This window comes from Trichocoleus sp. FACHB-591 (assembly GCF_014695845.1).
GTDB lineage: Bacteria > Cyanobacteriota > Cyanobacteriia > FACHB-46 > FACHB-46 > Trichocoleus.
Map to the genome: position 1 here is coordinate 1 of NZ_JACJPA010000053.1, position 10,056 is coordinate 10,056.

The following is a 10,056-nucleotide window of genomic DNA, read 5'->3' on the forward strand; positions in this document are numbered from 1 at the left end:
CAATCCAGCTTCCACTCAGACTGACTTCTACAAACTCGTCATCGACTGGAATGACATTCACTCTTCCACGGCACTCTTGCCGTAGTGACAGCTCCAACTGCTCCAGTGCAGGATACATCAGCAGATAAGAGAAAGGAGGCATGACCAGGCTCGACTTGGAGGAACTGCCCTAGGCGCATGGCGAGAACAACCCGCTGAGCGATCGCCAGTTCTGGGGAAGCCATCAGCCGCTCCATGTACAATCCGTTTTCGGTGTAGTTCAACTTCAACATTGGTCTCGCCTCCTTCTTCTATTCAGCTCAGTGGTCAGTAGGCTGCTCTTTCCAGAACTGTTCTGCAAATGCAATGGCAGGGTGAATCAGTGCTCTGGGCTTACTTCTGAGCACCATCCCGGTGTCGTGTAAGAGGCGTTGGCGAAGCCTCTCCGCAGGAGAATCGCCCTTAGCTGAATTGCACTTCTCACAAGCAGTCACGACGTTGTCCCAGGTAGGGGTGCCACCTTTAGAACGAGGAATGACGTGATCCAGGGTGAGACGCTTGGTGCTGCCGCAGTATTGGCAGGCGTGATGATTGCGACGGAAGACTTCGCGACGATTCACAGGTGGTAGCTTCCACTGCCGCTCTGGATTGCCGCTGGTCAACCGGATGTACTCTGACACTTGTAGTACAACCCTGGGAGAGCGAACTTCCCAGGTCTGGAGACTACTGAACTCTAGTGATTCTGCCTGTCCCGTCACAAGAAGCACAATGGCCCGCTTGATATTGATGCGTGCCAAGGGAAGGTAGTTCTTGGAGAAGACTACGACCTGGTTGTGTAGTATTGGAATCTTTTGTCGCTGCTCAGTCTGCATAAAGTTCACTCCTCAAAAAACAACCCCCACTTCTGTTGACCAGGAGCGGGGGTAAAGGAAGCTGATGCGCTGTTATTCCTATGTCGGTGTCAGGCTAAACCCGCACCTCCCGCTGCTAGTGAGTTGATCCGGATTAGGTTGTCCGGCGACTATCCCATCAATGCCTTCACTTGCGGATTTACCACCACTAAATTGATACGCTCCCTCACACCCGAATAGCACCGCTGCTCTACCCCAACCTCGATGGGGAAGAACAAGGGCACTGGATAAGGTGGCCAGAAGGGTGCGGTCCATAGAAGGCTGTATTCCTTGTATTAGAAATCTGGATAGCTACATACTACACTTGTAGTATTATCTTGTCCACTTTTTGAAACTAGGCAGCTCGGTATGGATACACGCAAACCAAGTTCGACTTCGGAAATGCAAGTGACGAGTATCCGACTGGAAGCTGAACTCAAAGAACGATTACGAGAGCTGTCTGGTGAGCAGGGGTATCAAACCCTCATTCGAGAGGTACTCTGGCGGTTTGTAGAGCAACGGTTAATGCCTATGGAGGAACGACCGCCTTCCCAAACTCCGCTTTTGTCTCAGTCAGATATTCGAGTCACTTTTGAAGCGATCGCTCAACGAGAGGAACATTGTGCGATCACAGGTCAATTAATCCAACCACAACAATCGATGAAGCTGGGGCTCACAATCACTGGTGAACTAGTTCCTTTGAGCGCTTAAGCGTGAGTAAAGTGGATAAACCGAGGTGTGGGAGCAATGGATAGAACGTGATCATCCAAGTTTCAGATCACGCAGAGCGCGTTGATATCATCTCCGCCATGCCTGTAGGGAAGCGGATTTTCTTGGCAATGCTGAGTCTGATTCCTCTGCTCGCACCCTACGAACTGTTGTGGCGCGTGCAATGGCATGACTATTGGAACCCAATTTTCCTGCTCTTTGCCCTTGTCTCAGCCGGTGCAATCGCAGTGAGTGGGTTATTTCTTTTTGCTGCATTGGCTGGGCTGAGTTCTCAGATGACCTTCAATGCGCTACGCTCAACTTTCACTTACTCAGAACGTGCCCCTATCGTGCCCCAACGGACGCAAGTGCTGCCGCTGTCATCAATTAGGAGCATTCACATTCGCCCTCAGGAATGGAGTGATGGGTCTCCTAGCTATTCTCTTAGGGTCACAATGTTCAATGGTGCTGTCTTCGACTCCGGCTCCTCAGAGTCGCGCCAGGAGATCGAGCAGGCAAAGGTGCAAGTCGAGGCTTTTCTGAACCGGAGAGGGAATTTTTGAAGATTGTCCTAGCAGCGCCCACAAATTAAGTGAAACTTATCAATCAATGACAGAATCAGGGTTCCAGCGATTTCGAGTCGCAGGCGATCGATCAGTAACCCTTGGCAACAAACTAGAAGGCATTGGCTCGCTCTGCACCCTTAGCGATCGCTTCAACTAAAGGTTATCCCACCAATCTGACAAATAGGGTTTCCTCTAATTTTGTTTCCCGAGCACTAGGAGTTTCAAGGTTTAGCACAAGTCAAAAATGATGACATTAAGAGAATGTTTGTAAATAGATATGAAGTAGAAAGAATTCAGGTAGTGAAATGAGCAATATCTAAGGAGTCGAAGCTCTTGGGGACGGAACTATGAGTCCACGCAACTATGACAATGACCTCAGCAATGAGGAATGGCAACGCATCGCCCCCTTATTACCGTCACAAAAACCCGTGGGCAAACTTCGAGAAGTCAGCTTACGAGAAGTGCTGAATGCCATCTTCTATCGAGCTGCCAATGGCACCAAATGGCGCAACTTGCCGAGTGATTTCCCTGCGTGGCAAACCGTCTATGGCTATTATCGTCTGTGGGTGAGGCTAGGTCTGTGGGAGCAAATCAATCAGGCACTCGTGCAGCAAGTGCGAGTTCACGAAGGACGTCAGGCTCAACCGAGTTTAGCCATCATTGACAGCCAGTCGGTCAAACTAGGACAAAAAGGGGGGAAGAGCAGGGCGTAGATGGCAACAAACAGGTGAAAGGGCGCAAACGCCACGTTGTCGTCGATGTGCTAGGGCTCGTCTTAGGCTGTTATGTCACTGCTGCCAACACAGCTGATATCAAAGCGGCCCCTGCGGTACTGCTGTGGGTGTTAGACCTCTATGAAAGGATTGCCAAAGTTCTGGCAGACAAAGGGTATCGAGGGAGATTAGCAACTCTGATTCAGCGAGCCTTTGGGGAGCGGCAAGTGGAGCTAGAAATTAGCCAACGTCTTGAAGAGAGCAAAGGCTTTCAGGTGGAGCCCAAGCGATGGATTGTCGAACGCACTTGGACTTGGTTAGAGAACGCTCGTATCCTGACTCGTGACTATGAGCGCTTGCCGGAAAATCACGAAGGCATGATCTATGTCGTCATGATTCGATTGATGCTGCGGCGATTAACTAAGAACCGACGGAGATGGAAATCAAGCAGTGCTTAATGACCTTTTACAAACACTTTCTAAGGGTGTACTCTACTCGTCAATAATTTCCTTTCCAGAAACAGCTTCTTTTGAGCATACCTATAAACAAACTCATCCGTTCTAAGAAGAATGAGACGTTGATTTGGAAACGCGTTTATTTACAGGTATTGAGTAATGAAAGCTGTGTTTCGGTTTGGGCAAGGAGAGAGTAAATAAAACGACCCGGAGATTTACTGTTTAAAGATTAGTTTAAGTGTATAGGAATCAGAAAAGACAGTAGATATACTAGTGGCCGATGTGCTAAATATACCGATTGTTTTCAATCTCTCAACTTCTTTTGGAGTCGCTCTCTGCGGTCAGTTCACCCAGGACAAGCCGAGTGGATTGAAAACTGAGTGCTTCCTGCACGGTACCTCTCTCCTGGTTTACCCACTCCTATTTTGATCCTATGAACTGGCTGAAACTTCTTGGTCTTCCTGTCCTGGCAGTTGGTTTGGCAACAGTAGTTCCCAACTCAGCTCACGCACAAATCACTTCTGCTGGTGATGGAACAGCCATCAGTCCAAACGGCAGCAGCACAATCGATATCACTGGAGGAACTCAGGCAGGGAGTAACCTGTTTCACAGCTTTGGTCAGTTCAATGTGGAGGGAGGTCAAACAGCCAACTTCGTTGACCCCGGCGTGCAGAACATTCTGGGGCGGGTGACAGGGGGCAATGCCTCTCTCATCAATGGAGCGCTTCAGGTGACAGGGGGTAATGCCAACCTCTACTTGATGAACCCAGCTGGAATTATCTTTGGCTCTGGTGCCAGTCTGAATGTGCCAGGTTCCTTTACCGCCACTACCGCCAATGGCATTGGGTTTGAGGGCAACTGGTTTAATGCAATCGGTTCTAACGGCTATGCCAACCTAATCGGCAATCCCACCAGCTTTGCCTTTACGATGGCTCAGCCAGGGGCAATTGTAAATGCAGGTAATCTAGCTGTCAACTCGGGAGAAAGTATCACGCTCTTAGGTGGCACCGTCATCAGCACAGGAACCCTTTCGGCACCAAGAGGCAAACTTACTCTTGTGGCCCTAAGCGGTGAGAAGTTGGTTAACCTCTCTGAGGATGGTAGCTTGCTAAGTCTCGCCTTACCGTTAGAAACGAGTACAGCGGTTCATGCTCTCCCCTTTACACCGTTGTCTCTACCGCAACTGTTAACAGGTGAAGCTTTAAGCCACGCTACCGGAATCACCGTTGAGGATGGTGCTATCAAGTTAACAGGTTCAGGTATCCCCATTTCCGCTGATAGCGGAACCATCACAACAACCAGAGGAATTTATGTCGATGGAGAAGTCACTATTGAGAGTGCAGGGGATGTAAGTTTGCGTGGGGTCTCTGCTCAACAAGTGACGATAAATGCCAGTGGAGCAGTCAATCTTGGCACTAACAATGAATTTAGTAGTTCTGACTTGGACTCATTGTTCAGTCAGGGGCCTATTTCTATCACCGCAGCTTCAATTAACTCAGTAGGAAGGATCTATGGACAAAGGCGTATTGAACTACGAGCTACTACAGGTGATATTGTAGTTAGGACAATTGTGATGAATGATGAGGATATTGATCCTCGCCAACCAACGGAACTATATATTCAAACACCTGGATTATTTCAAGCTAAAAGTTCCTATTCTGAAGCTTATCCTGAAGTTCCAGTTGAATTTTTGAAAAGAAACATCGACGCACCTGAAAACATCCTCATCAAAGAGTTTTTGATATCAGAAGGAATTCTTAATCCTGACGGCACGATTAATGATGTCAAGAATCAGATTAATGATCCTGACAATTCACTATATTCAGGGCTATTGGTCGATCCGGTTACAAGGACGATTGTAGAACGTATTGATGAAGCACCGATCAGTATCTCTGTTACTGGAGACATTGGTAGTGTACCTAGCATCTATATTGAGCACAGCGGAAGATCTCTTACTACTAATATTCCTGACTTAACGATTCGGGGGAGAGGTAGTGAGACACAATTTGTAGTCGGTCCTAAACAAAGAGGTCTTCCAATCTCCGAAATCAAAATTGTCGAGAGCAACTCCCAAGATTACTTTGGGCCTGCGATCAGCTATCAAAGCTTTTCTGCCTTGGAGTTTAGCAACCCGACTCAATTTCCAGCCACTGTTAGCGGTACGGTTGGAGCTATTGTAATAAGCCCTGGTACTAATACCACACATGGTATTTCTCTTCAAAACAGACCTTTTGTTGCTTCCCCTTTTAATCCGCCTATTGACACTGGCGGTAATATCCCTCCTGAAATACCAAAACCTGAAATACCGATAGCTGAAACACCAAAACCTGAAATACCGATAGCTGAAACACCGATAGCTGAAACACCAAAACCTGAAACACCGATAGCTGAAACACCAAAACCTGAAACACCGATAGCTGAAACACCAAAACCTGAAACACCAAAATCTGAGGTATCGGATGGTTTCGCCTTTTCCTCTGTATGTGATCCATCTAGTATTGTTACGGCTGCTCGTAGCTCAGTGGCTCAAGACAGGAGTACAAATAGTTCTATTTCTTCTTCAGCAACGAGCGATCCATGTAACACATCAAGTGGTAGTTCAAGTGCAATCAGTAACACCACAGCTGATGATACTCAAATTCTCAAATTGCTGGATGAGGGAGTGAGGTAAAACGGTTAACAGCTCAAGGCTTTCACCTGTCAAAACGATGAACCAGCCAACGGTGAACAAAAGATGGAAAAGGCTTTGGCGAGGGGCGATCGCCGCTTTTCTGTGCCTGCCCGTGCTTCCTGCCGTTGCAGTTAATTCTGTTCCCTCGCCCTCATCATTGATTCAGAAGCCGAGTCAAAATCGTCAGGCAGACCAACTGCTCCAACAGGGAAATCAGCAGTATCTGGCAGGGAAACTGGAAGCCGCACTCCAGTCTTGGCAAGCAGCACGTTCGCAGTATCAACAGCTGCAAGATCGTCAGGGAGAAGCCTCAGTACTGGCAAGCATAGGGTCTGCCTACGTCATGAGCGAACGGTATCGAGAGGCAGTCGCAACATTAGAAGTGCTGCTTCCCATTACCCAGGCTCTCAACTTAACGAGGATGGAAGCAGAAACTCAAGGCAACCTGGGGCTAGCTTATGGGAGTTTGGGCAATTACAACCAAGCCATCAATGCCCATCGAAAAGCTGGGAAACTGATGCGCGCATTAGGCAATCGCCAAGGGTTGGGGCAAGTGTTGCTCAATCTCGGAAATACCTTTGAAGCAGTTGGAGACTACGACAATGCCAAAACTGCCTACGAACAAAGCCTAAAGCTAGCCCAACAAACCGGTGATCGCCCAGGAGAAGCGATCGCTCAGAGCAATCTGGGTGCCCTGTATGCCAATTTAGGTCAATCCGATGACGCAATCAAAGCTTTGAAGCAGGGGTTAGACCTTGCCAAAGCCAACGGAAACCAGTCCAGTCAAGCCAGCACCCTGATTAATCTGGGTTCGGTGTACCACTCTCAGAAGGAAATCGAAAAAGCGATTGGATATTACCAGCAGAGTTTAGCCATTGCTCAACAGAGCCAGCAACGCCAGCGGCAAGCAGAAGCGCGGGGAAGTCTTGGCATCGCCTATGAGGATAAGGGAGACTACCCAAAAGCCCTAAAATTTTTGCAGCAGAGCTTGGATATCGTCCGAACTATTGGCAATCCCCAACTCGAAGGCAGGAGCCTGAATAACTTAGGACATACCTTGTTCGGGGCAGGCAAGTTAACAGAGGCAGAAACCCAACTTCGAGCTGCGGCAAAGTTGCTCGATGGCATCCGCCCAGGGCTGAGCGATACCTATCAAGTTTCGATTTTTGATACCCAGGTTCAGACCTATAACTTGCTGCAACAAGTTTTGATTGCTGCGAATCAACCGGAAGCAGCATTAGAAATCTCTGAGCAGGGACGAGCTCGTGCCTTTGTCGAGCTTCTCTCCCGCCGACTTGTTCAGCCAAGCAATCAAAAAGCAATCAACAGCAATGCTCAAATACCAACCCTTGGCAAACTGAAACAAATCGCTCGGCAGCAGAACGCGACCCTCGTTGAGTATGCGATCGTTATTGATGATGACTTCAAGTTTCGCGGTAAACAGCGGAGTCGAGAGCAAGACTTGTATATCTGGGTGGTTAGCCCATCCGGGCAGATTGCCTTTCGACAGGTTGATCTTAAACCTTTGTGGCAACAAGGCGTGACTCTGTCTGAGCTCGTTAATGCGAGTCGGTGTCTGAACGGAAGTCCTGGCTGTAACAACCTTATAAAATCGGTCAGTGCAGAACCTGGCACTAGCAATCGCAATAAAGAACTGACATTCCCGGAAGTACCGCTGCCAACCGATTCGACCACCCCTAGCCAGGATGTCCAGGAAAATAGTGCCTTGCAACGATTGCATAGCCTTTTGATTGAACCGATCTCAGGCCTGCTGCCCACTGATCCTAATGCCCGGGTTATCTTTATTCCCCAAGAATCCCTCTTCCTGGCACCTTTCCCCGCCTTACAGGATGAGAGCGGTCAATATCTGATCGAGCGTCATACTATTCTGTCAGCTCCAGCAATCCAGGTCCTTGACTTAACTCATCAGCAACGGCAACAAGCCCGAGGACGCAAGCAAGCTCCTCCTCTTGTCGTGGGTAATCCCGTCATGCCTATGGTTTCCACAGCTCTAGGACAACCCCCAGGGCAACTGGCTCCCCTTCCTAACGCAGAGGAGGAAGCACACCAGGTTGCTCAGCTATTAAATACAGTCGCCATTACAGGCAGTCAAGCAACGAAAGCATCAATTAAGCAAAAATTGCCCCAAGCTCCACTCATTCATCTGGCGACCCATGGATTACTCGAATACGGGAGCCAAGGAAACTATGTATCTCTGGAAGGAATAGGAGTACCAGGAGCGATCGCGCTAGCTCCTTCAGGTAACGACAGTGGACTGTTAACAGCCAGCGAGATTTTAGACTTGCAGCTACAGGCAGAGCTAGTGGTGCTGAGTGCCTGTGAAACTGGACGAGGACGCATCACCGGGGATGGGGTCGTTGGATTATCTCGGGCGTTTATTTCTGCGGGAGTGCCTAGTGTAGTCGTTTCTCTCTGGGCTGTTCCGGATGATGCGACAGCACAGTTGATGGTTGCGTTCTATAAGAATTTGAAGCACTCTCCAGATAGGGCCCAGGCACTTCGACAGGCGATGCTAGCAACGATGAAAGATCATCCTAGTCCATTCGATTGGGCTGCGTTCACTTTAATGGGTGAGGCAGAATAGTTGGCATCTCAAGGGATATAGCCTTCAGCAGAGCAACCACCCCGCTGAGGTAACTCAATGTCTCTTAGGCCGCCCATCGAGGGTGCTGTTCCTCTGCTCAGTCAATCCAGAAATTTTTGAATCGCCCTGGCGATAATTCTGTATAACGGACTGTGTGTTGAATATTCTTATGCCCCAAATAAGCTTGAATGGCTTGAGCATCTTGTCCGTTCGATGCTAAGTAATACCCCGTGGCATGACGCAGCATATGTGGATGAACTGGAAACGGAAGACTTGCTAATTCTCCGGCTCTAGCCATGATGTGGTGGGCTGTGCGATCGCTGATTGGGCCTTGGCGCTCCGACTGAAACAAATACGGCGAGTCTGGATACTCTCGTTTTAACTGCCGTAGTGCTCGTAATTCTGGTCCCCGTAGTGGATGTGTTGATGGTGTACCCTGCTTCATTCGATTGACATGAACGTCCCTTGTTTTAGATCCACCTGGTCCCAACGCAAGGCGATCACCTCGCTGACTCGCAGCCCGTGACGATACATCAAAAGAAGCAGCGTGGCATCGCCATGGTCATCGCGATGCCACGCTGCTTGCATTAGCAACTCCACCTCATCTGGTGTTAGATGCTCGCGCGATCGCACCTCTTGATTTTTCGGTTTGCGAGGAAGTGTTGTACGTCTCTTTCAAACATTGCCGAAAACGAATGCTGGCGTGCTTCTTGTAGTACGCCTCAAACCATTGGGAGCTCAAGCGATCGCAACTAGCAACAATGCCGAATTTAGTCATTTTCAGCATTGTTGCTAGTTGCGATCGCTTTTGACCACCAAACCCAATAGTCTCTGCACCCTGACCTTAGCTTAAATTCGTTCCAGTGCAACAGGCTTGCTATGGGGTGTTACCATAACGCACTTTTTCAACAACTTGACGAATTGCATCAATGACTAGTTCTGGTTCATCAAGCTGGATTGCATGCCCACTCTCGTGAGCAACAATGTGAACTCCTTGGGATGATTCACTCGCTAGATCAGCATGTAATTCTTGCAATTTTTCAAGCACCTCTTGGGTGATGTCGAAGTTTGGCTTCCCAGCCGACAAAACAAAGAGAGGAATGTCAGGAAACGACTTTATCTGACGTGCCTGTTCAGCTTGATTCATACTAACTGACACCGCAGCCGATTCTTGAGCAAAGGTTATCCCAAACTGGGTTTGAGAATAGAGTGCTTTAGCAAGAGGTCTCATCGAAGGTGGAAATTTTTGGAACAAACTAGCCGCCAGCGGTAAAGCATCAAACGTCACGAGCAAACGAAGCAGACCAGTACGTCCCATCATTGGGACTACATGGGTTAACTCAGATCTTGCACCTCGTAATCTGAACCTCCCACCCCTGCTGCTGTAACAGCATGCGCTTTTGCTCAACTTCCTGAAGCAACAGGGCAACAACCACCTCGCCTAGGCAGGCTCCGAGCACGGTTGTCGC

11 protein-coding genes and 1 pseudogene are annotated in these 10,056 nt (G+C 48.8%); 6 read left to right on the forward strand and 6 right to left on the reverse strand.

The features are described from left to right. Positions 1 to 38: 38 nt before the first annotated feature. The 3 genes from H6F90_RS11005 to H6F90_RS11015 all read right to left on the reverse strand — a co-directional run bounded on the left by H6F90_RS11005 (position 39) and on the right by H6F90_RS11015 (position 1,145). Positions 39 to 272, reverse strand: a complete 234-nt coding sequence (locus tag H6F90_RS11005) for a hypothetical protein (protein ID WP_190552527.1) — start codon at positions 270 to 272, stop codon at positions 39 to 41. Positions 273 to 299: 27 nt separating this feature from the next. After that, positions 300 to 851, reverse strand: coding sequence for an HNH endonuclease (locus H6F90_RS11010; RefSeq protein ID WP_190552528.1), 552 nt, complete (start codon positions 849 to 851; stop codon positions 300 to 302). A gap of 78 nt (positions 852 to 929) precedes the next feature. Then, positions 930 to 1,145, reverse strand: coding sequence for a hypothetical protein (locus H6F90_RS11015; RefSeq protein WP_190552529.1), 216 nt, complete (start codon positions 1,143 to 1,145; stop codon positions 930 to 932). Between the two features lie 93 nt (positions 1,146 to 1,238). Between H6F90_RS11015 and H6F90_RS11020 the strand changes: the two genes are divergently transcribed. The 6 genes from H6F90_RS11020 (at position 1,239) to H6F90_RS11045 (ending at position 8,587) form a co-directional block, all read left to right on the forward strand. Next, positions 1,239 to 1,580: a hypothetical protein gene (locus tag H6F90_RS11020; RefSeq protein WP_190552530.1), complete on the forward strand. Its 342-nt coding sequence runs from the start codon at positions 1,239 to 1,241 to the stop codon at positions 1,578 to 1,580. A gap of 47 nt (positions 1,581 to 1,627) precedes the next feature. Continuing rightward, positions 1,628 to 2,140 carry a hypothetical protein gene (locus H6F90_RS11025; RefSeq protein ID WP_190552531.1) on the forward strand — a complete coding sequence of 171 codons (513 nt, stop codon included), beginning with the start codon at positions 1,628 to 1,630 and terminating at the stop codon, positions 2,138 to 2,140. Positions 2,141 to 2,490: 350 nt separating this feature from the next. Continuing rightward, a complete protein-coding gene (locus H6F90_RS11030) occupies positions 2,491 to 2,856 on the forward strand; it encodes an IS5 family transposase (RefSeq protein ID WP_190552532.1) in 366 nt (121 codons plus the stop codon). Positions 2,857 to 2,870: 14 nt separating this feature from the next. Continuing rightward, the gene (locus H6F90_RS11035) at positions 2,871 to 3,314 is read left to right on the forward strand and encodes a transposase (protein WP_190552533.1); all 444 of its coding nucleotides are present in this window, start codon (positions 2,871 to 2,873) and stop codon (positions 3,312 to 3,314) included. Positions 3,315 to 3,744: 430 nt separating this feature from the next. After that, on the forward strand, positions 3,745 to 5,982 hold the full coding sequence (locus tag H6F90_RS11040; protein ID WP_190552534.1) for a filamentous hemagglutinin N-terminal domain-containing protein: 2,238 nt from the start codon (positions 3,745 to 3,747) through the stop codon (positions 5,980 to 5,982). Positions 5,983 to 6,019: 37 nt separating this feature from the next. Further along, complete coding sequence (locus H6F90_RS11045; protein ID WP_190552535.1) at positions 6,020 to 8,587, forward strand: CHAT domain-containing tetratricopeptide repeat protein; 2,568 nt, start codon at positions 6,020 to 6,022, stop codon at positions 8,585 to 8,587. A 97-nt stretch (positions 8,588 to 8,684) separates the two neighbouring features. Here the strand turns inward: H6F90_RS11045 and H6F90_RS11050 are convergent. The 3 genes and pseudogenes from H6F90_RS11050 to H6F90_RS11060 form a co-directional block, all read right to left on the reverse strand. After that, positions 8,685 to 9,175, reverse strand: a pseudogene (locus H6F90_RS11050) (tyrosine-type recombinase/integrase). 13 nt (positions 9,176 to 9,188) lie between these two features. Beyond that, on the reverse strand, positions 9,189 to 9,374 hold the full coding sequence (locus tag H6F90_RS11055) for a hypothetical protein (RefSeq protein WP_190552536.1): 186 nt from the start codon (positions 9,372 to 9,374) through the stop codon (positions 9,189 to 9,191). Positions 9,375 to 9,464: 90 nt separating this feature from the next. After that, positions 9,465 to 9,908 (reverse strand): hypothetical protein, encoded by a 444-nt coding sequence (locus tag H6F90_RS11060; protein ID WP_190552537.1) that lies wholly within the window; start codon positions 9,906 to 9,908, stop codon positions 9,465 to 9,467. Between the last annotated feature and the right edge of the window lie 148 nt (positions 9,909 to 10,056).

Excerpts from the sequence above, each read along its gene's own strand:
- H6F90_RS11005 (WP_190552527.1), bottom strand. The coding sequence starts at position 272 with ATGTTGAAGTTGAACTACACCGAAAACGGATTGTACATGGAGCGGCTG.
- H6F90_RS11010 (WP_190552528.1), bottom strand. The coding sequence starts at position 851 with ATGCAGACTGAGCAGCGACAAAAGATTCCAATACTACACAACCAGGTC.
- H6F90_RS11015 (WP_190552529.1), bottom strand. The coding sequence starts at position 1,145 with ATGGACCGCACCCTTCTGGCCACCTTATCCAGTGCCCTTGTTCTTCCC.
- H6F90_RS11020 (WP_190552530.1), top strand. The coding sequence starts at position 1,239 with ATGGATACACGCAAACCAAGTTCGACTTCGGAAATGCAAGTGACGAGT.
- H6F90_RS11030 (WP_190552532.1), top strand. The coding sequence starts at position 2,491 with ATGAGTCCACGCAACTATGACAATGACCTCAGCAATGAGGAATGGCAA.
- H6F90_RS11040 (WP_190552534.1), top strand. The coding sequence starts at position 3,745 with ATGAACTGGCTGAAACTTCTTGGTCTTCCTGTCCTGGCAGTTGGTTTG.
- H6F90_RS11045 (WP_190552535.1), top strand. The coding sequence starts at position 6,020 with ATGAACCAGCCAACGGTGAACAAAAGATGGAAAAGGCTTTGGCGAGGG.
- H6F90_RS11055 (WP_190552536.1), bottom strand. The coding sequence starts at position 9,374 with ATGCTGAAAATGACTAAATTCGGCATTGTTGCTAGTTGCGATCGCTTG.
- H6F90_RS11060 (WP_190552537.1), bottom strand. The coding sequence starts at position 9,908 with ATGATGGGACGTACTGGTCTGCTTCGTTTGCTCGTGACGTTTGATGCT.